The sequence below is a fragment of the Anaerococcus lactolyticus ATCC 51172 genome, from assembly GCF_000156575.1.
GTDB classification, from domain to species: domain Bacteria; phylum Bacillota; class Clostridia; order Tissierellales; family Peptoniphilaceae; genus Anaerococcus; species Anaerococcus lactolyticus.
In genome coordinates, this window is sequence record NZ_GG666047.1 from 60,244 (window position 1) to 82,477 (window position 22,234).

Below are 22,234 nucleotides of genomic sequence, written 5' to 3' on the forward strand. Positions count from 1 at the left end.
AGGGTAGGATAAGTGAAGAATTGGAAGGTGAAAAATTTGGCATTATTTAATATATTTAAGTCATTTAGTCAAAAAGAAATCGAACAAAACCAAAAAACGGTAGATAAGATTTTAGCACTAGATGAAGAAATGCAAAAGTTAACTGATGAGCAGTTACAACATAAAACAATTGAATTTAAAGAAAGACTAGCAAATGGCGAGACCCTGGATGATCTTTTAGTTGAAGCCTTTGCTGTAGTTAGAGAAGCAAGTTACAGGGTTTTAGGAATCAAGCACTATCCAGTGCAACTTTTAGGTGGTATTGTACTACATAATGGACAGATAGCGGAGATGAAAACAGGTGAAGGTAAGACTCTTGTAGCAACACTTCCATCTTATCTAAATGCCTTATCTGGCAAGGGTGTTCACGTAGTTACAGTTAACGACTACTTAGCTAAGCGTGACCAAGAGTGGATGGGCAAGGTTCATACCTGGCTTGGTCTATCTGTAGGTTGTATTATTTACGGACTTACAAATAGCGAAAGAAGAGAAAATTATAACGCAGACATCACTTATGGAACCAACAACCAATTTGGTTTTGACTACCTAAGAGATAACATGGTTATTTATAAGGAAGACATGGTTCAACGTGGCCTAAACTACGCAATTGTAGATGAGGTTGACTCAATCTTAATAGATGAGGCAAGAACACCTCTTATTATTTCCGGTCAAGGCGATGAATCAACAGATACCTACCAAAAGGCAAATGAATTTATCCAAACCCTAGAAGGTAGGATTCTAGATCCTAATGAAGATGCTGATATTGACCCATTTGATAGGGAATTCAAGGTAGAAGACGTAGACTTCCTTGTAGATGAGAAGAGAAAATCATCAAACTTAACAGAAAAAGGTACAAAAAAGGCTGAAGAATTTTTTGGTATAGAAAACCTATCTGATACAGAAAACCTAGAGCTATCTCACTATATCAACAATGCTCTTAAGGCAAATACAACAATGACAAGAGATATTGACTATGTTGTAAACCATGGCGAAGTTGAAATCGTAGATGAGTTTACAGGCCGTATCATGCAAGGTAGGAGATTTTCAGATGGTCTTCACCAAGCGATAGAAGCTAAAGAAGGTGTAGAAGTTAAGGCAGAAAGCAAGACCCTTGCTACTATTACTTTCCAAAACTACTTTAGAATGTATGCTAAATTATCAGGTATGACTGGTACTGCAAAGACAGAAGAAGACGAATTTGATGAAATCTACAAGCTAGACGTAGTTGAAATCCCAACTAATAGACCAGTACAAAGAATAGATGATAACGACCATGTTTATATAAATGAACGTGGTAAGTTTAATGCAATCATAAATGAAATTAACGAAGTTCACGCAACTGGCCAACCAATCCTTGTTGGTACAATTTCTATCGAGGCAAGTGAAAGACTTTCAGCTGCTCTTAAACAAGCTGGTATTTCTCATACAGTCCTAAACGCTAAAAACCACGAAAGAGAAGCAGAAATTGTTGCCCAAGCAGGTAGGCTTGGTGCTGTTACAATCGCAACCAACATGGCAGGCCGTGGTACAGATATCACCCTTGGTGGTAACGTAGACTTCATGGCTAAGCAAAAACTAAGAAGAGAGGGAACTAGCGAAGAATTAATCGAAGAAGTTGACTCATTCTCAGCAACAGATAACCAAGAAATCATAGATATTAGAAAGAAATTCAGACACTACAAAGATCAATTTAGACCAGCTATCAAAGAAGAAGAAGCTAAGGTAATTGCCGCAGGTGGTCTATATATCATTGGTTCTGAAAGACATGAATCAAGACGTATTGATAACCAGCTTAGAGGTCGTTCAGGCCGTCAAGGAGACCCAGGTAAGTCTAGATTTTTCATATCTCTTGAAGATGATTTGATCAGACTTAACGGTGGGGAAGCTGTAGCAAAATTTGTTCAAAAAGCAGATTTTGATGAAAATGAACCAATAGTTTCAAGAATGGTTACAAGGTCAATTGAAAAGGCTCAAACAAGAGTAGAAGCAAACAACTTTGCTACAAGAAAAAGAGTCCTCCAATACGACGATGTCATGAACAAACAAAGAACAATAATCTACAACGAAAGACGTGAAGTTCTTATGGGTCAAGACATGAAGGAAACTATCATCGATATGATTAAACAAGTCATAAAAGATGCTGTTTATACCTTCACAAATCCAGAAGTTAAGCCAGAAAATTGGGAAATGACAGCCCTACTTAACTACCTAAATGGTCTTGGTGTACCTGTAACCCAACTTCATTTTGAAAATATCAATTCTTACACTCAAGATGACCTAATCGAATATGTAACAGGTGCGACTCTTGCTAAATATGAAGATAAGGAAGCAAGTTTTGGCCCAGATAATATGAGAGAAGTTGAAAGAGTAATCCTTCTTAGGGTAATAGATCAAAAATGGATGGATCACATTGATGCAATGGATCAAATGCGTAAGGAAATCGGAGTTAGGGCAATGGGCCAAGAAGATCCAGTTAGGGCCTACACTAACGAAGGTTTTGATATGTACGAAGAAATGACCAGGGCTATCCTTGAAGATACAGTAAGATACATGATGAATGTAGAAATTAGACAAAATATCCAAAGAAAGCAAGTTTTAATCCCAGAAGATGCAAGCCATGAAGATGTTACAGGTCCATCTACAGATGAAGAAGACTATGAAGGACTAAACAGGGCTGAGCGCAGGAGAATGGACCGCGAAGCTAAGAAATCAACTGTAAAGAAATAATATGAGAGAAATATTTGAACTAAAAGAAGAAATCAAAAACTTTCAAGAAACTTTAACCCTAGTCGGAGACAGTCTTTGACCCGGCTAGGCTTAAAGAAGAAATAGATGAACTTCAAAAAAAATCAATGAGCCCAAATTTTTGGGATAACTCCGATAAGGCACAAACTGTGATGGCAGACCTATCTGATAAAAAAGAAGATTTAAAGGCCTACACAGATATAGAAGATGCTATAAAAGATAACAAAGACTTAATTGATCTTGTTGAATTAAGTGATGAAGATGAGTCTAAAACCTTAGAAGAAGTCGATTCAAATTTAAAACAAATCAAAAAGTCACTCGCAAGTCTTAAGCTAAAGACTCAACTTAATGGAGAATATGATAAAAATAATGCTTACCTTTCCATAAATGCAGGTGCAGGTGGTCTTGAAGCGACAGATTGGGCTGACATGCTCTTTAGGATGTACACCAGATATTGCGAAAAAAGGGGCTTTAAGGTTGAGGTTAAGGATTTAAATAACGAAGAGGCAGGTGGAATAAAATCTGTTACTCTTCATGTTAAGGGTCCATATGCCTATGGTTATCTTAAGGGGGAAAAGGGAGTCCATAGATTAGTAAGGATTTCACCTTTTGACAGCCAATCAAGGCGTCATACTTCTTTTTCTTCAGTAGATGTATTCCCTGAATTAGACGAGGATACAAGTATAGAAATTGATCCATCAGATTTAAGGATTGATACCTATAGGGCAAGTGGGGCAGGTGGTCAGCACGTAAATAAGACTGACTCTGCAGTTAGGATAACCCACATACCAACAGGAGTAGTTGCAACCAGCCAGGCCGAAAGAAGCCAGATGCAAAATAGGGAAACAGCAATGAACCTCCTTATTTCAAAGTTGATTCAAATAAAAGAAGAAGAGAAAAAAGAAAAAATTGAAGATATCCAGGGAAGCTATTCACAAATTGCCTGGGGTAGTCAGATAAGATCTTATGTTTTCCAGCCATACACCATGGTTAAAGACCACAGGACAAATTATGAGATGGGAAATGTGGAAGCAGTTATGGATGGCGATATCCAAGGCTTCATTGATGCTTATCTAGCACAAAATCAAAATAAATAGGGAAGCAGAAGCTTCCCCTTTTTTACATGAAAAGGAGAATTTATGGGAGATATAATTTTAACAGGTGACAGACCAACTGGTAGACTCCACCTTGGGCACTACGTAGGAAGCCTCAGAAATAGAGTAAAAATGCAAAATGAAGGCAAGTATGATAAGATGTATGTCATGATTGCAGATAGTCAGGCTCTTACAGATAATTTTGACAATCCACAAAAAATTCGTGAAAACCTTATCGAAGTAGCTCTTGATTACTTAAGTGTGGGAATAGACCCATCCAAGGTGAGTATTTTCATCCAATCACAGGTGGCAGAGCTTACTGAACTTACTTTTTACTTTTTAAATCTAGTTACCCTCTCAAGGCTTGAAAGAAATCCTACTGTAAAATCAGAAATAAAATTAAGAAATTTTGAAACTAGTTTGTCAGCAGGATTTTTGATTTATCCTGTAAGCCAGGCAGCTGATATTTTATTATTTGATGCGAATGTTGTACCTGTTGGCGAAGATCAAGAACCAATGCTTGAACAAGCTAGGGAGCTTGCTAGAAGTTTTAATAATATATATGGTGAAGTCTTTGTGGAACCAAAAGCAGTTCTTCCTGAATCTAAAATGGCTCGCCGTATGCCAGGAATTGACGGAGCTGCCAAGATGAGCAAGTCACTTGGAAATGCCATTTATCTTGCAGATGACAAAAATACTGTAAAGAAAAAAGTAATGTCTATGTATACTGACCCAGACCACATAAATATAGATGATCCGGGCAAGGTAGAGGGCAATATTGTCTTTACCTACCTAGATGTATTTTCAAATGATAGCCATTTTGAAAAATATTTACCAGAATACAAAAATTTAGATGAATTAAAGGCCCACTACCAAAGGGGAGGCCTAGGCGATGTTAAGTGTAAGAAATTCTTAATCAAGGTCCTAGAAGAGGAGCTTGAACCAATTCGAGCTAGACGAGCTGAATATGAAAAAGACATAGAAGGCGTGTTTGATATTTTAAGAAAAGGCACAGCTGATGCGAGAAGTCAAGGAGCTAAAAAACTTGAAAAAGTGAAAGCTGCTATGGGAATTAATTATTTTGAAGATTCTGACCTTATAAAAGACCTTCAGAATAAGTACAAGGACTAGGTATGAAGCTTCCAAAGACTAAATCAAAAACAATCTTTATCCTATCCGCCACAGGCTCTGCGGTGGGTATGGCAAATGTTTGGGGTTTTCCTTATAAATTTCATAAGGGTGGAATATTTTTCCTGATTTTTTATTTGATTTTTATTTCCCTTTTTTCTTATGTCGGCCTTTCTAGCGAATTTGCTATAGGAAGGATGATAAAGGGATCAGTTGTAAAATCATATAAAAAAGCTATCGAGACAAGGCATCCAGAATCGAAAATTGCAAAAATTTACGGTTATTTTCCTTTGCTAATATCTTTAATCATGGCTGTTGGCTATACAATTATAGTTTCTTATGTAGCGAAGGCACTTGTGGATACCATAAATGGAAAACTCATAATTACACCATCTTTCACCTGGTTTGAAGAATTTTCTTCTAGATCTTTTGCAGTAATGGAAGTTCATCTTTTAATAATTGTCCTAGTTATTTTAATAAGCCTTGGAGGTTTTAAATCAGTCCAGTGGCTAAACTCTGTTTTGATGCCATCAATGATAGTGATTTACCTTATAGTCTTATTTAAGATGTTAACGCTTCCAAACATTGAAGAAGGCTACAAACTACTTTTTAGGTTTGATTTTAAGGACTGTAATATAGGCACAGCTATTTCTGCCATGGGAGATGCCTTGTTTGCCCTTTCTATAACTGGCTTTGGCATGGTTTTTGTTGGAAGGATGCTTACAGATGATCATGACATAGTTACAAATTCAAAGTTAACTGGTCTATTTGACACAATTGTTGCACTTCTTTCAGCTTTTATTATTGTTCCTTCGATTGTAGTTTTCTCCATGCATGAAGCTGGAGGACCAGCTTTAATTTTCCAAATATTGCCTAGTATTTTTAACTCGATGAGGATTGGAAGAGGCTTTGCAGTTTTGTTTTATATGGCAATAATAATGGCAGGTCTTACCTCGCTTCAAACAATATTCGAATCGATTGCCCATACTTTAAACCAAGAGTTTAAGATGAATGATAAAACAGCCTTGCTATTGGTAGGAACTACAGTTTTAATTTTGGGTGTTGACCTTCACCCACTAGCCAAATGGACAAGCCTGATGGACATTACAATTTATTACCTAATTCCTCTAGGTGCAGTGCTTGGAGCAGTGGTTTGGTTTTTTGTTATGGACTCAGAAGTCTTGCTTGATGAAATAAATAAGGGTGCAAAACATAAAAAAACTCAGACCTTCATAAAGATTGGCAGGTATATTTACACCCCACTTGTTATATTAGTCAGCCTTGCAGCAATTCTGTTTCATTAATATTTACTCCTACAAAGATTTTTTGCCAAAAAGTTTCTAAATTTTAAGCAAAATCTTCTATCTTTGTAGGAGATTTTTTTTCTTGATTTATTTAAAAATTCGGTTATAATTAGATTATGCTTTAAAGTGATATATCAACAAAGAAAATAAATAAATATAATGAAAAAGGAGAAAAAAGATGAATAAATTTAGTTCTAAATTAGGATTTATCCTCACGGCAGTTGGTTCTGCAGTCGGTATGGCAAATGTGTGGGGCTTTCCATATAAGTTTCAAAAGGGAGGCATAGTTTTTTTAATTGCCTACATATTTTTTGTAAGCGTCTTTGCTTACTGTGGTCTTGCAAGTGAGTTTGCAGTGGGTAGGTACGCTCACACAGGTACTCTTGGCGCCTACCAAAAGGCATTTAAAAGTCGCAAGGAAGATACAATCATAGGCAAATTTATAGGTTACATACCACTTATTGGATCACTTTTGATTGCGATTGGTTATGCAGTAATTGTTGCCTACGTCTTAAAAGCTTTGGTAGATTCTCTAACCGGGTCACTTTTAACTGTAGATACAACAAGTTATTTTGATAGCTTTTCTTTAAAACCTTTCTCAGTAGTGCCTTACCACTTTTTTATCATAGCCATTACTCTACTTTCTTGTATTGGTGGCGCATCTACTATTGAAAAATCAAATAAAATCATGATGCCAGCCTTCTTTGTGCTTTTTGTAGTCCTTGCTATTAGGATTCTAACACTTCCAAATGCCTTTGAGGGATACAAGTATATGTTTAGGTTTGATAAAGAAATGATAAATTGGGGAACAATTCTTCAGGCTATGGGCCAGGCGTTTTTCTCCCTATCAGTGACTGGTTCTGGTATGCTAGTTGTAGGTGCTTATCTTTCTGATGATGAAGACATCGTTTCATCTTCAAAGATGACAGGTTTCCTAGATACTGTAGCTGCTATGCTTGCTTCCTTTGTAATGATTCCGGCGATTATCGTCTACAACATGGACCAGGCAGGTGGACCTGGTTTACTTTTCCAAGTCCTACCAACAATCTTACAGGATATGGGCTTTGGTAGAGTTTTTGCAATTATATTATACGTAGCAGTTGTCTTTGGCGGTATATCATCCCTTCAAAATATGTTTGAAGTAGTAGCAGAATCCCTCATGCAAAGACACCCCAAATTAAAACGTAATCTAGTTTTATTTTTGATAGGTCTCGTGGTTTTTGCTATAGGTGTAAACATGGAAATGATTAGCCAATGGGGACCATTTATGGACTTTATCTCAATATATGTTATCCCAATAGGGGCAATGATTGGTGCTGTAACTTGGTTCTGGATCTTAACCAAAGATCAGCTTCTTGGAGCAATTAACCTAGGTGCTAAAAAACAATACGGAAATACTTGGTATAATATTGGTAAATTCCTATATGTACCTCTAGCAGTTATTCTTTGCTTAATTGCAGTAATATTTAGAATATCATTTTAACAAAAGCAGGCGTTTGCCTGCTTTTGTGTTGGAAAATTATAAAAAAATCCCTCTTGTAAAATCTCAAGAGGGATTGGTTTTTATTTAAGGACTAATTCTGATAGTCTAAGTGGTTCGATGTATTCATTATCCTTATAGACTCTCATGTTGCCACCAGATATTTCGTCAATTAGGATGATTTTATCATTCTCATCTACGCCAAATTCTAGTTTTATATCATAAAGGTCAAGACCTTTTTCTTTTAGAATGTCACGGATTAGACCACAAATTTCTTTTGTAAGTCTTTTTAGTTCTTCGTATTGGTCAGCTGTTGCAATATTTAAGGCTGCTAGACAATCTTTTGAAATAGTAGGATCGCCTGCGGCATCGTCTTTTATTGTAACTTCAAAGAATCCATCAAGTGGAGCACCTTCTTCTATGTATTTGCCATATCTTTTGTAAAAAGAACCTACTGCCCTATATCTGCAGATAAATTCAAGACCCTTGCCAAACACTTTTGCTTTTCTAACTTCCATAGTGTTTTCATCAATGTTTGCAGCTACATAATGGGTTGGGACATTTTTTTCGTTAAGTTTGTTAAAGAAAAATTCTGTCATCCTTAGTCCAGCTTTGCCAGCTCCATCAATTGAAAGACCAACTTGGTTTTCACCTGGATCAAAAACTCCGTCCTTGCCTGTAACGTCGTCTTTAAATTTCATCAAGATGTTGCCATTATCTAAGCTATAGATGTTCTTTGTCTTGCCTTTGTAAATTAAATCCATTATTTTCTCCTTATTCTTTTGCAATAATGATATAAATTTATGACATTCTTACAAGTAAATTTTATTAACTTAGGAAAATTTGTCAAGGATAGATGAAAAATTTTTTATTTAACTTTAAACATTGAAAAAAATAATAAAATAGATATACTAATTTTGTAGAAGAAAAGATAAGGAGTTAAAATGTCAAAAATAGCTGTCATAATGGGTTCAAAATCTGACTACAAGACTATGAAAGAATGTTGTTCTGTGCTTGATAAGTTTGGCATAGACTACGACAAGAGGGTTATCAGTGCGCATAGGACACCTGAGTTAATGGTTGACTTTGCGAAAAATGCCAGGAAGAACGGCTACAGCCTAATCATAGCTGCAGCTGGTGGGGCTGCACATTTGCCAGGTATGGTTGCTGCGTCAACTACACTACCTGTAATTGGTGTTCCAATTAAATCATCTACTCTAAATGGCGTTGACTCGTTGCTTTCTATTGTGCAAATGCCATATGGCGTGCCAGTTGCGACCATGGCTATAGGAGAGGCAGGAGCTAAAAACGCTGCTATTACTGCCCTTGCGATTCTTGCTATCAATGATGAAAAATTAGCAGAAAAGTACAGGGATTTTAAAATTGAATTAGAAAATATAGTAAAGGAAGATATGAAAATATGATCAAGACTATATTACCAAAAAGCACTATCGGTATAATCGGTGGCGGCCAACTTGGACGAATGCTTGCTATGAGCGCAAAAGAAATGGGCTATAAGATTGCAATTCTCGATCCAAGCGAAGACGCCTGCGCTAGAAAATTCGCAGATTATTTTATCCATAGTGCTTTTAATGTATACGAAAATATCGAAAAACTGTGCCAAATGAGCGATGTAATTACTTTCGAGTTTGAAAATATTGACATAGATTCTTATAAAAAACTTGAAAGTAAATACAATTTCGTCCAGTCTTCAAGTATTTTGGAAATTAGTCAGCACAGGCTTAAGGAAAAGGAATATGCTAGGTCGCTTGGGATTCCAACGGTAAAATACTTTGATGCTAATAAAGGCGATTATGAAATTGATGGCAAGTTCGTCATGAAAACCACTAGATTTGGTTATGACGGCAAGGGGCAAAAAATTATTTCTTCAAATGAGGAAGTAGAAAAAGACACAATCCTCGAAGAGCTAATCGATTTGGATAAGGAAATTTCGGTAGTTGCAGTTAAGGATATCGATGGAATCGAGATTGTGGCTGTGGTTGAAAATGAACATAGACACAACATCCTCTATAGGTCAAATATTCCTGCCCATATTACCAAATACCAAGAGTCAAAGGCAATTGAATATACAAAGAAGATCCTCGCTGACAATGACTACTACGGAGTACTTACAGTTGAGTATTTTATTTCAAATGGAGATGTAATCTTCAATGAAATTGCTCCAAGGGTCCACAATTCTGGTCATATAACCCAGGAATCAGCGACCAAGTCCCAATTTAGGGCCCACATAGAAGGTATTTGTGGACTAAAGGTGGGAAAAATAGAAAACAGGGAAGCGACCCTATATAATATTCTCGGCCAAAACGAAGAATATTTTATTAACCTAATCACCAAGAAACAAGGCTATCTTCACTTATACGAAAAGGAAGCTCGCCACAACAGGAAAATCGGTCACATGAACTTTTTAGGAAATGTATATTTGGAGGATGACTTTGAATAAGAGAATATTTGTACAAAAAAGACCTGCCTATGACAGGGAGAGCGAAAATCTAAAAAAACTTTTTAACAGAGATTTTAATCTTGCTTTAGAGAAAGTTGATACATACGTAATTTACGACATTTATAACATTTCAGAAGACCTTTATGCGAAGGCAAAAACAAGAGTTTTCGCAGAAATGATGACTGATCAAGTCTTTGAAGACCTTGACCTTGATGGCAAAACCTACATAGCTTACGAAACCCTCCCAGCCCAGTACGACCAAAGGTCAGACTCAGCTATGCAAGCCCTAAAATTAATTGACGATAAGGTAGACGTCTTAGTTAGGGCAGGCAAGCTTGTAGTATTAGATGGAGAAGTTTCTGAGCAAGAACTAGGAAAAATAAAAAAATACCTAATAAACCCAATTGAATCTAGGGAAAAAGACCTAGGAAAAATGGACTTTGCTATAGATTCTCAAATGAAACCATTGAGGGATTTGACTGGTTTTAGGAATTATGGAAAAGAAGAACTCGAAGGTTTAATAAAAGACCTATCACTAGCTCTAGACCTTGAAGATTTGGAATTTATTCAAGACCACTACAAGAAAGAAAATAGGGACCCAAGTGAAACTGAAATCTACGTTCTAGACGTATTTTGGTCTGACCACTGCAGGCATACAACCTTTGAAACAAGCCTTGATGAGGTAAAAATAAATTCAAAACTTTTCCAAAAAGAAATACAAGATGCTTTTGATTATTATTTGAAATTAAGGGAAGAGCTTGGCATTACTAAGCCAATTAGACTCATGGATATGGCCTCAATTTTTGGCAAGTACCACACCAAGGTGTTGGGTGATACTAATATAGAAGTTTCTGAAGAAATCAACGCTTGTTCGTTTTTCACAGAGATAGAAAATAAGGGAAAGAAGGAAAGGTGGCTAATTCAGTTTAAAAACGAAACCCACAACCATCCTTCAGAAATCGAGCCATTTGGTGGAGCTTCAACCTGTATTGGTGGGGCTATCAGAGACCCACTTTCTGGTAGGTCCTATGTTTACCAAGCTATGAGAGTGTCTGGTGCTGGAAATATCCTAGAAAAAAGAGAAGATACTATGGCTAACAAGCTCCCACAGGTTGAAATTTCTAAGGGAAAGGCCTTAGGAAATTCATCTTATGGTAACCAAATCGGCCTTGCAACAACCTTTGTCAGAGAAATTTACGACCCATCCTATGTGGCAAAAACCATGGAAGTTGGGGCTGTTGTTGGCGCAGTAAAAGACGGAGATTACAAGAGAGAAGAGCTTCTCCCTGGTGATATAGTTATCATGATTGGAGGAAGAACTGGCAGGGATGGTATCCAAGGTGCATCTGGATCTTCTGTAATCCACAATGACTCATCTTTAACAACTGCATCTAGCCAAGTTCAAAAGGGAAACCCCGTAGAAGAAAGAAAAATCCAGAGACTCTTCAGAAAACCAGAGGTTACACGACTTATCAAAAAATCAAACGACTTCGGTGCTGGTGGTGTATCTGTTGCCATCGGTGAGCTTTCTGAAGGTATTGAAATATTCCTTGATAGGGTAAAGACCAAATATAAGGGACTAAATCCAACAGAAATAGCCATTTCAGAATCCCAAGAAAGAATGGCTGTAGGAATTGACAAAAAAGACTATGAGGCCTTTGTAAAAGAGTGTGAAAAAGAAAACCTTGAATATGTTCACGTTGCAAATATCACCGACAAGAAACGCTTGGAAATGTATTACAATGATGAAAAAATTGTAGACTTTAGTGCAGAATTTTTAGCAACAGCGGGTGTTAGAAAACACGCCAAGGCAGACCTAGTTGACAAGGTTCGTGAAAATCCTTTTGTTAAAAAAGAAGTGAGCAAGCAAGCTATCCTGGATGAGCTAAAAGACCTAAATGTCACCAACCAAAAGGGTATGGTTTCAATGTTTGACTCAACAGTAGGTGCTCAAACAGTTATGATGCCTTTTGCAGGCAAGGAAAGGATAACTCCTGTCCAAGCATCTGTTGCAGCCATTCCGACCTTGTATTCGACACCAGATACAGCAACAATTATGGCCTACGGTTTTATACCAAAAATTTCAAAATATTCACCATTCCTATCAAGCATTTACGCAGTTTTAGAATCTGTTGCCAAAGTTTATGCAGCTGGTGGAAATAAGGAGTCCTTATACTTCTCCTTCCAAGAATATTTTGAAAAACTCCTAGATGACCCAGAAAAATGGGGCAAGGTTACCCAGGCCATGCTAGGATCAATTATCGCTCAAAGAGAAATTGGCAGACCTTCAATCGGTGGCAAGGATTCCATGTCAGGATCTTTTAACGACCTAAATGTAGTTGAAACTTTAATTTCCTTTGCTTGTACCCCTGTAAAAATCGAAGACGTTATTACTCCAGATCTTAAAAAAGTCGGCAATAAATTATATATCATAGAAATAGAAAAAGACGAAAAGGCCTATCCAAATATTAAAAAGGCCATGGCAGACTTTGAAAAATTGAATTCTTATATCAAAGATAAGAAGGTTGTAGCAGCCTACGTCCAAGACTTTGGATCTGTAACTTCATCCTTAATCAAGATGGCTCTTGGTAATAAATTAGGTTTTACAATCGACTATGATGCAACTCTTGATTTTAATCCTTGCTCAATTGTCATTGAAGCAAATACTGATTTAGACTTTAAGGAAATCGGTAAGGTAAGCGAAGAAATCTCTGTAAATGGCATTAAAATAAATATCGATGAGGCTGAAAAAGCCTATATGTCAACTCTTGAAGAAATCTATCCTACCTACTACAACAAAAACCAAGGCAAGGTAGAAAATCTCGTTTCAGAAAAAACCGAGAATATCTATTACAAGGAAAAAGTTGACGAGGTTAAGGTGGTAATTCCAGTATTCCCTGGTACAAACTCAGAATACGACACCCAAAAGGCCTTTGAAGAGGCGGGTGCAAGGGTGACCCAAGTTGTCTTTACCAATACAAAATCGGACGACATTGAAAAATCAATCGATGCTTTCGTAGAAGAAATTAAAACTTCTCACATCATAGCCTTCCCTGGGGGATTTTCTGCAGGAGATGAGCCAGATGGGTCAGCGAAATTTATTGTAAACATCCTTAAAAATGACAAGATCAAAGAAGCAATCCATGCCCACTTAGCTGACAAAAAGCTAATACTTGGTATCTGCAACGGATTCCAAGCCCTTATAAAATCAGGACTTTTGCCTTATGGAAAAATCTGTAATCTTGACGAAGATGACCTTAGCCTTTTTAGAAATGTTGGCTATAGGCATATATCAGACACAGCTATCACAAGAGTGGCATCTACCAAGTCACCATGGACCCAAGGGTTTGAAATTGGAGACCTCCATGAGCTTGTCTTTAGCCATGGAGAAGGAAGACTCGTTGGCAACAAGATTGAAAAATTCAAACACCTTGCAGCCTTCCAATACGTAGACGCCGATGGGGACGCAAGTCTAAACGGCAAATATAATCCAAATGGATCAGCCCTAGCCATTGAGGGAATGGTAAGTGAAGATGGTCTAATCTTAGGTAAGATGGGCCATTCTGAAAGGTCCTATAAGACTCTTTACAAAACCAATACCTTAAAGGATAGGCAAGACATATTTAAAAACGGTGTAGAATATTTTACTAGATAAGATTTAACAAAGGAGTAGGAATGTTTGGAATTTGGAATATAGAAAAGGCACCAAGTGTTGCCTTTTATGCTCTTCACGCTCTTCAACACAGGGGTCAACAAGGTGCAGGAATTGTATCAACAGAAAGAACTAGACTAAGGGGCTATAGAAACATTGGCCTTCTTGCTGATGTATTTAAAGATAATGGAAAATTAGAAAAAATAGATGGGTCTGCCGCCTTGGGTGCTCTTTGGTACTCAAGTGGCAATTCCACCAACGTTCAGAATATCGAACCACTCTTGTATAAATTTAACGATGGCCACCTTGGCATAGCCATGAATGGTAATTTGAATAACGCCAAGTGGCTAAGGGCAGAGCTTGAAGACGAGGGAGCAGTTTTCCACTCAGCAAGCCACGCAGAAATTATCATGCACTTAATTAGAAGGTCAAGAAAGGAAACTATCGAAGAAAGGTTTAAGGAAGCCTTAAATAAGTTAAGGGGATCATTCTCTGTAATGCTTTTAACCCAAGATGCTCTTTATGGAGCTGTTGATAGACACGCTACAAGGCCTCTAGTACTTGGCAAACTTAATGATTCTTATGCCATTGCATCTGAATCTTGTGCCCTAAATGTAATCGGTGCAGACTTTTTAAAGGATATTTCAGCAGGTGAATTTATAAAAATTGATGATAAAGGCTATGAAATAGGAAGTTTCACACCAGGCTCAAATATAGCCATCGAATCTATGGAATTTATTTATTTTGCAAGACCAGACTCAACTATCCTTGGCAAAAACGTCCACATAGTTAGGAAAAATACCGGCAGGGTTTTGGCAAGGGAATACCCTGTGGAGGCTGATATAGTTGTTGGTGTACCAAATTCTTCCCTATCACTTGCTTCAGGTTATGCAGAAGAAATTGGTTTGCCATATGAAATGGGTCTTATCAAAAACCAATACATAGGAAGGACTTTTATCGAGCCTTCCCAACATTTAAGAGATATAGCAGTAAAGATGAAATTGTCTGCCCTATCTGACGTAGTTAGAAATAAGAGGGTAATCCTTCTTGACGATTCAATCGTAAGGGGCACTACATCTAAGAGAATCATTTCCATGCTCAAAAGGGCAGGAGCAAGCGAAGTCCACCTAAGAATAGGCTCTCCTGAGATAATCTTCCCTTCTTATTCGGGAATCGACATGAAGACTTCTGAGGAATTAATTGCAGCCAACCTTACCAAAGACGAGGTAAGAGATTTAATAGGTGCCGATAGTTTGGAATTTATAACTGTAGAAGGTCTAAAGGAAGCAATCGGTTTTGACTTTGATAGTCCAAACAACGGAATTTCCTTAGATATTTTCACAGGTGAATATTATGAAGGCCTAGGTGATTACGAGGAAGAATTTAAGAAAGAACTTACAGACATACAAAAACAATATTTAGCAAAGGGGAATAAATGAGCGAGAAATACAAGGCGGCAGGTGTTAGCCTAAATGCCGGTTATGAATCAGTTGAGAGAATAAAAAAACACGTAGAATCCACAAAAAACAAAGGCATGATGGATATGATTGGAAGTTTTGGTGGAGCTTTTGACCTTTCTGCCTATGGTTTTAAGAATCCAGTTTTGGTAAGTGGGACAGATGGAGTTGGCACCAAGCTTAAACTTGCCTTTGACATGGATAAGCACGATACAATTGGCATTGACGCTGTGGCTATGTGTGTAAATGATATCCTCGCCCAAGGCGCCCTTCCACTTTTCTTTTTAGATTACATTGCCTGTGGCAAAAATGATCCAGCTCAAATTGAAGCTATTGTCAAGGGAGTGGCTGATGGTTGTAGAGAGGCGCAAGCTGCCCTTGTGGGTGGGGAAACTGCTGAGATGCCTGGTTTTTATAAGGAAGGCGAGTACGATATAGCAGGTTTTGCTGTTGGCGCTGCCGAAAAAGAAGATTTAATTAATCCAGAAAATACCAAGCCGGGCCAAGCTGTAATAGGCATACCTTCAACAGGTTTTCATTCAAATGGTTTTTCTCTAATAAGAAAAGTTTTGAAGGATGAAAATATAAGTCTTGATGATGACTTTAATGGCGAGACTATCGGCGAGGCTCTTTTAAGACCTACAAAAATTTACGCTAAGGAAGTTAAGACTTTACTTGAGAATGTGAAGGTTGCAGGCATTTCCCACATCACAGGTGGGGGATTTATAGAAAATCTCCCAAGGGCTCTCAAAAAAGGTCTTGGCATGAAAATTTATAGGGATTCTTACGAAGTGCCAGCAATTTTCAAATTTATAGAAGAAAAAGGCAAAATAGACCATGACGAGATGTACCAAGTCTTTAACATGGGCGTAGGCCTTGCTGTAATTGTTGACGATGCCGATAAGCAAAAAGTCTTAGATTTAATTGATGATGCCTTTGTCTTAGGTGAAGTTACTGACAAGGAAGGGATTGTCCTTCTATGAAAAAAATAGGAATATTTGCCTCAGGCACAGGTACAAATTTTGAGGCTCTAGCAAGTTCAGATCAAATAAAAAGTCTTGCAAATATAAAAATAATGGTTTGTGACAAGACTGGGGCCAAGGTTATTAAAAGGGCAGAAGATAAAAATATTAAGACCTTTGTTTTTAATCCAAAAGACTATGCAAACAAGTTAGCTTATGAAAAAGAAATCCTAGAAAAGGTAAAAGACCTTGATTATATTTTCCTAGCAGGCTATATGAGGATTTTATCTAAAGATTTTCTAGAAAAATATAAGGGCAAGGTGGTAAATATCCACCCTTCCCTCCTTCCAAAATACAAGGGGATAGAGTCAATCAAAAGAGCCTACGAAGCGGGAGAAGAGTACATAGGAGTGACTATCCACTATGTAAATGAGGAAATCGACGGCGGAGAAATCCTCGCCCAAGATAAGTTTAAGGTTGATTATAATAAAAGTTTAGATGAAGTAGAAGGTCAAGTGCATGATCTTGAGCACAGGTTATATATAAAAACAGCAGCAGAAATATTAAAGGGGGAAAAATGAAAAGAGCATTGATAAGTGTGAGTGACAAGGCCGGTGTGGCAGATTTTGCCAAGGGTCTTGTGGCAAATGGTTTTGAAATAATTTCCACAGGCGGAACCTTAAACCACCTAAGAGAAGCTGGAGTAGATTGCATCTCCATAGAAGACTACACAGGTTTTCCAGAAATTTTAGAAGGCAGGGTAAAAACCCTTCACCCAAAAGTCCATGGTGGTCTTCTTTCAAAAAGAGATAATGAAAGTCATGTGTCAGAGCTTAAGGCCAACGAAATCGGCTATATTGACCTAATTTGCGTTAACCTTTATCCATTTGCTGAAACCCTTGCAAAAGAAGGGGTAAGTCATGAAGAAATTATCGAAAATATCGACATCGGTGGCCCTTCTATGTTAAGGTCTGCTGCAAAAAATTATAAGTTTGTGACCGTAGTTACAGATAAAAATGATTATGAAATCATCTTTAAGGAATTAGAAGAAAAGGGCGAAACATGCTTAGAAACAAGACAAAGACTTGCAGGTAAAGTTTTTAACAAAACTGCTCAATACGACTGCCTAATCGCTTCTTATTTTAATAAAATTAATGGTACTGAAGAAACTTTGAATTTAACATTTAGACTTGAGGACGAACTAAGGTATGGGGAAAACCCTCACCAAAAGGCTGCCTTCTATGTTTCAGACGAAGAAGTTTCCTATGCCCTCCAAGATTGCGTGCAATTACACGGAAAGAAAATGTCTTACAACAATATCCAAGACGCCTCAGCTGCCCTTGATATTTTGCAAGAATTTGACGAGACTGTTTGTGTTGGCCTAAAACATATGAATCCATGTGGAGTAGCTACAGGTAAGACTGTTTTTGAAGCTTGGGAGCGTGCCTTTGAAGCAGATCCAGTTTCAATCTTCGGTGGCATTGTCGCCATTAACGGTACAATTGATAAGGAAACTGCAGAAAAAATGCACGAGATTTTCCTTGAGATCATTCTTGCTTACGATTATGAAGATGAAGCTTTAGAAATTCTTGAAAAGAAGAAAAACGTAAGGATTTACAAGATTCCAAAGAAGACTGACAAAAATCCTAAATTAATAAAATCAGTTAGAGGCGGAATCCTAGTTCAAGACTACGATGACAAGGTTTATGAAAAACTAGAAACAGTTACAGATACAAAGGTCAGCGAAGAAGACCTAAAGGACCTAGAATTTGCCAACAAGATTGTAAAACACGTAAAATCAAATGCGATATTGCTTGCCAAGGACGGTCAAACCGTAGGTGTTGGCGCTGGTCAAATGAATAGGGTTGGTGCAGCTGAAATCGCCTTTAAACAAGCAGGGGATAAGGCAAAGGGGGCAGTTCTTGCATCAGATGCCTTCTTCCCATTTAGGGACAGTGTTGATGAGGCAGCTAAACACGACATCAAAGCCATAATCCAACCAGGTGGTTCTATTCGTGACCAAGAATCAATCGATGCTTGTAATGAAAACGGCATAGCTATGGTATTTACCGGCATGCGTCACTTTAAACATTAATATGGCAAGGGTATTAGTAGTAGGAAATGGCGGCAGGGAACATGCCATTTCTGATAAATTATATAGGGAAGGCCACGAAATTTTTATGCTGGGAGAAAATCCTGGCGTGGCCCAGTTTGGAACTTGTATCACTTGCGAAGTCGGAGAACTTCCAGCTTTTTGTAAGGAAAAGGAAATTGACCTGGTCTTTGTAGGCCCAGAAGCCTTTTTGGTTGACGGGATCGTAGACCTTTTAGAAAAAGAAAATATCAGGGTCTTTGGCCCAAACAAGGCCACTGCCATTCTTGAAGGTTCAAAGGCCTTTGCCAAAGATTTGATGAAAAAATATGACATTCCAACAGCATCTTACGAGACTTTTACAGATTACAAAAAAGCCATGGATTATGTTGAGAAATCTGATTTTCCTTTGGTAATTAAGGCTGATGGAATAGCTGCAGGTAAGGGAGTAATAATTGCCCAAAATCTTGAAGAGGGAAGAGAAGCCCTCAAAGAGATTATGGTTGATCAGATCTTTGCACAAGCTGGTGCATCTGTTGTTATAGAAGAATTTCTTGAGGGTGAGGAATTTTCCCTCTTATCATTTGTGTCAGGTGATAAGGTTATGCCGATGAAGGTTGTCCAAGACCACAAGAGGGCCTTTGATAATGACGAAGGCCTAAATACAGGTGGCATGGGCGTTTATATGCCAATTAAACACATCACAGACTTAGATATTGAAGAGGCCTTAGAAAAGGTTGTAAGGCCAACAGCTGTGGCTATGATTAAGGAAGGCAGACCTTTTAAGGGAATCTTATTTGCAGGCCTTATGAAAACCAAGGACGGGGTTAAAACTATAGAATACAACGTTCGTTTTGGAGATCCTGAGACAGAAATTATCCTTTTATCTATGGAGACTTCCCTTTACGACTTGGCTGAGGCTGTTCTTGACGATAGGGAAATGGAAATTAAGTGGAAGGATAGGGCCTATATAGGTGTTGTCCTTGCTTCAAAGGGTTATCCAGAATCCTACCAAAAAGGTTTTGAAATTGCAGGACTTGATGGTCTTGATTCAAAAGTTTTCCATATGGGTACAAAGGAAAGTGACGGAAAGATTCTTACAAATGGAGGTAGGGTTTTAATCGTGTGTGCAGAAGGAGAAACTTTGGCACAAGCAAGAGAAGCCGCCTACAAGGACGTTGAAAAAATTAAGTGCGATAATCTTTTCTGTAGGAAAGACATCGGACATTTATCATTGAAGTGAGGGAAAATGAAGACTGATTACGAAATATCTTTACAAGCAAAGAAAGAAAAAATAGAAGACGTTGCAGCAAAGATTGGCATTTCAGCCGATAAATTAATAAAATATGGGGACTATAAGGCAAAGATTAAAAGAGAAAACTTTGACAATTTATCTGAAAACCTAGTCTTAGTCACATCTATAAACCCAACCTCATCTGGGGAAGGAAAATCAACTGTAACTGTAGGCCTATCTGACGGTTTAAATAAAATAGGCAAAAAATCTACAGTTGCTCTTAGGGAACCATCTTTTGGACCAGTTTTGGGTAGAAAAGGTGGGGCAACAGGTGGAGGCTACGCCCAAGTTGTGCCAATGGATGAGATAAATCTACATTTTAATGGGGACTTTCACGCCATCACATCTGCCCACAATGCAATCATGGCTCTAATTAATAACCATATCTTCCAAGGCAATGAACTTGGTTTTAAAAAAGTCATGTTTAACTATGTCATGGATATGAATGAAAGAGCCCTTAGAAGGATAAAAATCAATGCCAATGGCAAGGACGAGAGGGATTCTTCATTTGATATTACAGTTGCAAGTGAAATCATGGCTATCCTATGTCTTGCAGAAGACCTAGAAGACCTAAGATCAAGAATAGGTGATATCATGGTGGGTTATAACCAAGATGACAAACCTATTTTTGCAAAAGATTTGGGCGTTGAAGGTGTAGTTGTGGCTATCCTTAAAGATGCCATGAATCCAAACCTTGTTCAATCTTTGGAAAACAACCCAGCAATCATCCATGGCGGTCCGTTTGCCAATATTGCCCACGGTTGTAACTCTGTTATTGCAACAAAGACAGCCCTTAAATATTCTGACTATGTAATCACAGAAGCAGGTTTTGGGGCAGATTTAGGTGCAGAGAAATTTTTAGATATCAAATGCAGAGTTTCTGGCCTACGTCCAAAGGCAGCTGTTGTAGTTGCAACTATCAAGGCCCTTAAACTTCACGGCGGGGTTGATGAAAGTAATCTCACCGAAGAAAACCTAGATGCCCTAAAAGAAGGGGTTAAAAACCTTGAAAAGCACGTAGAAAATATGAAAAAATACAACCTTCCAGTAATAGTTGCCCTTAATGAATTTGTGACAGACACAGAAGCTGAAATCAAATTTATGGAAGACTGGGCAAAGAACTTTGGAGTTGAGTTCTCCCTAACCCAAGTATGGGCCAAGGGTGGTGACGGTGCGATTGACCTTGCTAATAAACTCGTGAAATTAGTTGAAAACAATAAGGAAGACATGAAACTTCTTTACGAGGACAACCTATCAACAGAAGAGAAAATCAACACAATCGCCAAGGAAATCTACGGAGCAGCCAAGGTTAATTTTACAGATGAGGCAAGGGCGGTCCTTGATAAAATCGACGAACTTGGTTATAGAAATTTCCCAGTTTGTATGGCAAAAACTCCAGCATCTTTAACAGATGATGGAAAAATCAAGGGCAGACCAGAAGGTTTTGAAATTACAGTTTCTGACATCAAAATTAAGACAGGATCAAGGTTCATAGTTGCATATCTTAATAAGGTCCTAACTATGCCAGGCCTTCCAAAACACCCAAATGCTCTTGACATAGACGTTGACGAAAATGATAATATTATAAATTTATTCTAGAAAATACAAAAAGGATAGAAGCTGAAAGATAAAATCATCAAAATTAAGGAAAATTTAACCTATTATATAAAATCTTTGTCCTTTACGAGTTCATATATAGATGAACAAAGAATGTATAAGAGCACAGATTGGGAAAAAGAAGTTGAAATTTTACCCTTGGGTGCTAAGGTTTTAATGGTCCTTTTAATCATCTTCTTATTAATAATTTTATAAAAATTTACAAGCGGCTGCGGCCGCTTTTTTCGTGAAAAATTATTTGGGAAATCCTTTTTTTTATTTTGATTTTGGGTATTATATAAGTAACAAGATAAAGGGGGATAAGATGAAAAAGTTTTTAATAATATGTGCCTTGGCCCTTGCCATTACTGGCTGTAATAAAAAAGCTAATCTAGAAGAAGGTGTGAAAATAAGCCAAGCTAAGACTGATGTAGATGCGGTAGAGTATTTTGGCGAAGAAAAGAAATTAGACCTTGCCTATAATATTTATTCCCTAAAAGGACTTGATACAGAAAAGCTAGAAATGAAACTATTTTCTATAAAAGATGGGGAAGTCTTTGACGTTGCAGGTGGACCTGTGAATGCCACAAAGCCATCTGCTTTAATAGGTCTAGGATTTAATGAGAATTCTTATACACTCTTTAGGGTAGATGGCGAGGAAGTAAAGGATGCGTCAAGCTTTAGGGCTGATTATTCTATAGACAAAGACGTATTTAAGAAAACTTATTGGCTAGATCAGGGGGATATTAAAGATAAAGAATTTCTTATCCTCTTTGTTGGAATGTCCAAGGATGATAAGGACATTGACATTAAAAGTATCACAAAAGAATACCTTAGAAAAATGAGTGAGGAAGATAAGGACCTCAAGATTTTGGCATTTGAACTTATACTAGATAAAAAAGAAAAGTAATTTCCATATTTAGGAGAAAA

The 22,234-nt window shown here is 37.6% G+C and carries 16 protein-coding genes; 15 read left to right on the forward strand and 1 reads right to left on the reverse strand.

Annotation, left to right across the window (positions count from 1 at the left end; genetic code table 11):
* The first annotated feature begins 36 nt into the window (after positions 1 to 36).
* The 5 genes from secA to HMPREF0072_RS06940 all read left to right on the forward strand — a co-directional run bounded on the left by secA (position 37) and on the right by HMPREF0072_RS06940 (position 7,793).
* A complete protein-coding gene (gene secA, locus HMPREF0072_RS06920) occupies positions 37 to 2,766 on the forward strand; it encodes a preprotein translocase subunit SecA (RefSeq protein ID WP_039931220.1) in 2,730 nt (909 codons plus the stop codon).
* Between the two features lies 1 nt (position 2,767).
* Positions 2,768 to 3,881, forward strand: a protein-coding gene (prfB, locus tag HMPREF0072_RS06925) for a peptide chain release factor 2 (protein ID WP_155811889.1) whose coding sequence is annotated in 2 segments (ribosomal slippage) — positions 2,768 to 2,842 and positions 2,844 to 3,881 — 1,113 coding nt in all. Because the reading frame shifts where the segments join, the coding sequence is not laid out codon by codon here.
* A gap of 42 nt (positions 3,882 to 3,923) precedes the next feature.
* Complete coding sequence (trpS, locus tag HMPREF0072_RS06930; protein ID WP_004828705.1) at positions 3,924 to 5,009, forward strand: tryptophan--tRNA ligase; 1,086 nt, start codon at positions 3,924 to 3,926, stop codon at positions 5,007 to 5,009.
* A gap of 2 nt (positions 5,010 to 5,011) precedes the next feature.
* Positions 5,012 to 6,310 (forward strand): sodium-dependent transporter, encoded by a 1,299-nt coding sequence (locus HMPREF0072_RS06935; protein WP_004828707.1) that lies wholly within the window; start codon positions 5,012 to 5,014, stop codon positions 6,308 to 6,310.
* Between the two features lie 178 nt (positions 6,311 to 6,488).
* A complete protein-coding gene (locus HMPREF0072_RS06940; RefSeq protein WP_004828710.1) occupies positions 6,489 to 7,793 on the forward strand; it encodes a sodium-dependent transporter in 1,305 nt (434 codons plus the stop codon).
* An 80-nt stretch (positions 7,794 to 7,873) separates the two neighbouring features.
* Here the strand turns inward: HMPREF0072_RS06940 and HMPREF0072_RS06945 are convergent, their stop codons facing one another.
* Positions 7,874 to 8,554, reverse strand: a complete 681-nt coding sequence (locus HMPREF0072_RS06945) for a phosphoribosylaminoimidazolesuccinocarboxamide synthase (protein WP_037326708.1) — start codon at positions 8,552 to 8,554, stop codon at positions 7,874 to 7,876.
* A gap of 180 nt (positions 8,555 to 8,734) precedes the next feature.
* On the opposite strand from HMPREF0072_RS06945, the gene purE reads away from it, so the two are divergent.
* The 10 genes from purE to HMPREF0072_RS06995 all read left to right on the forward strand — a co-directional run bounded on the left by purE (position 8,735) and on the right by HMPREF0072_RS06995 (position 22,214).
* Positions 8,735 to 9,214 carry a 5-(carboxyamino)imidazole ribonucleotide mutase gene (purE, locus tag HMPREF0072_RS06950; RefSeq protein WP_004828714.1) on the forward strand — a complete coding sequence of 160 codons (480 nt, stop codon included), beginning with the start codon at positions 8,735 to 8,737 and terminating at the stop codon, positions 9,212 to 9,214.
* Positions 9,211 to 10,251: a 5-(carboxyamino)imidazole ribonucleotide synthase gene (locus HMPREF0072_RS06955; RefSeq protein WP_004828716.1), complete on the forward strand. Its 1,041-nt coding sequence runs from the start codon at positions 9,211 to 9,213 to the stop codon at positions 10,249 to 10,251. Before purE ends, HMPREF0072_RS06955 begins: the two co-directional genes overlap by 4 nt.
* Positions 10,238 to 13,906: a phosphoribosylformylglycinamidine synthase gene (locus HMPREF0072_RS06960; protein WP_004828717.1), complete on the forward strand. Its 3,669-nt coding sequence runs from the start codon at positions 10,238 to 10,240 to the stop codon at positions 13,904 to 13,906. Before HMPREF0072_RS06955 ends, HMPREF0072_RS06960 begins: the two co-directional genes overlap by 14 nt.
* Positions 13,907 to 13,926: 20 nt before the next feature.
* Positions 13,927 to 15,342: an amidophosphoribosyltransferase gene (gene purF / locus HMPREF0072_RS06965; protein ID WP_004828718.1), complete on the forward strand. Its 1,416-nt coding sequence runs from the start codon at positions 13,927 to 13,929 to the stop codon at positions 15,340 to 15,342.
* Positions 15,339 to 16,343: a phosphoribosylformylglycinamidine cyclo-ligase gene (gene purM / locus HMPREF0072_RS06970; protein WP_004828719.1), complete on the forward strand. Its 1,005-nt coding sequence runs from the start codon at positions 15,339 to 15,341 to the stop codon at positions 16,341 to 16,343. The genes purF and purM overlap by 4 nt, the downstream gene beginning before the upstream one ends.
* Positions 16,340 to 16,903, forward strand: coding sequence for a phosphoribosylglycinamide formyltransferase (gene purN, locus HMPREF0072_RS06975; protein WP_004828720.1), 564 nt, complete (start codon positions 16,340 to 16,342; stop codon positions 16,901 to 16,903). Before purM ends, purN begins: the two co-directional genes overlap by 4 nt.
* A complete protein-coding gene (gene purH, locus HMPREF0072_RS06980) occupies positions 16,900 to 18,417 on the forward strand; it encodes a bifunctional phosphoribosylaminoimidazolecarboxamide formyltransferase/IMP cyclohydrolase (RefSeq protein ID WP_004828721.1) in 1,518 nt (505 codons plus the stop codon). Before purN ends, purH begins: the two co-directional genes overlap by 4 nt.
* Before the next feature lies 1 nt (position 18,418).
* Positions 18,419 to 19,657 carry a phosphoribosylamine--glycine ligase gene (purD, locus tag HMPREF0072_RS06985; protein WP_004828722.1) on the forward strand — a complete coding sequence of 413 codons (1,239 nt, stop codon included), beginning with the start codon at positions 18,419 to 18,421 and terminating at the stop codon, positions 19,655 to 19,657.
* Between the two features lie 6 nt (positions 19,658 to 19,663).
* Complete coding sequence (locus tag HMPREF0072_RS06990; protein WP_004828723.1) at positions 19,664 to 21,307, forward strand: formate--tetrahydrofolate ligase; 1,644 nt, start codon at positions 19,664 to 19,666, stop codon at positions 21,305 to 21,307.
* A 322-nt stretch (positions 21,308 to 21,629) separates the two neighbouring features.
* The gene (locus tag HMPREF0072_RS06995) at positions 21,630 to 22,214 is read left to right on the forward strand and encodes a hypothetical protein (protein WP_039931224.1); all 585 of its coding nucleotides are present in this window, start codon (positions 21,630 to 21,632) and stop codon (positions 22,212 to 22,214) included.
* Positions 22,215 to 22,234 lie beyond the last annotated feature (20 nt).

What these genes read in the sequence shown, in the direction of transcription:
- trpS (WP_004828705.1), top strand. Translation starts at nt 3,924, where the DNA reads ATGGGAGATATAATTTTAACAGGTGACAGACCAACTGGTAGACTCCAC.
- HMPREF0072_RS06935 (WP_004828707.1), top strand. Translation starts at nt 5,012, where the DNA reads ATGAAGCTTCCAAAGACTAAATCAAAAACAATCTTTATCCTATCCGCC.
- HMPREF0072_RS06940 (WP_004828710.1), top strand. Translation starts at nt 6,489, where the DNA reads ATGAATAAATTTAGTTCTAAATTAGGATTTATCCTCACGGCAGTTGGT.
- HMPREF0072_RS06945 (WP_037326708.1), bottom strand. Translation starts at nt 8,554, where the DNA reads ATGGATTTAATTTACAAAGGCAAGACAAAGAACATCTATAGCTTAGAT.
- purE (WP_004828714.1), top strand. Translation starts at nt 8,735, where the DNA reads ATGTCAAAAATAGCTGTCATAATGGGTTCAAAATCTGACTACAAGACT.
- HMPREF0072_RS06955 (WP_004828716.1), top strand. Translation starts at nt 9,211, where the DNA reads ATGATCAAGACTATATTACCAAAAAGCACTATCGGTATAATCGGTGGC.
- HMPREF0072_RS06960 (WP_004828717.1), top strand. Translation starts at nt 10,238, where the DNA reads ATGACTTTGAATAAGAGAATATTTGTACAAAAAAGACCTGCCTATGAC.
- purF (WP_004828718.1), top strand. Translation starts at nt 13,927, where the DNA reads ATGTTTGGAATTTGGAATATAGAAAAGGCACCAAGTGTTGCCTTTTAT.
- purM (WP_004828719.1), top strand. Translation starts at nt 15,339, where the DNA reads ATGAGCGAGAAATACAAGGCGGCAGGTGTTAGCCTAAATGCCGGTTAT.
- purN (WP_004828720.1), top strand. Translation starts at nt 16,340, where the DNA reads ATGAAAAAAATAGGAATATTTGCCTCAGGCACAGGTACAAATTTTGAG.
- purH (WP_004828721.1), top strand. Translation starts at nt 16,900, where the DNA reads ATGAAAAGAGCATTGATAAGTGTGAGTGACAAGGCCGGTGTGGCAGAT.
- purD (WP_004828722.1), top strand. Translation starts at nt 18,419, where the DNA reads ATGGCAAGGGTATTAGTAGTAGGAAATGGCGGCAGGGAACATGCCATT.
- HMPREF0072_RS06990 (WP_004828723.1), top strand. Translation starts at nt 19,664, where the DNA reads ATGAAGACTGATTACGAAATATCTTTACAAGCAAAGAAAGAAAAAATA.
- HMPREF0072_RS06995 (WP_039931224.1), top strand. Translation starts at nt 21,630, where the DNA reads ATGAAAAAGTTTTTAATAATATGTGCCTTGGCCCTTGCCATTACTGGC.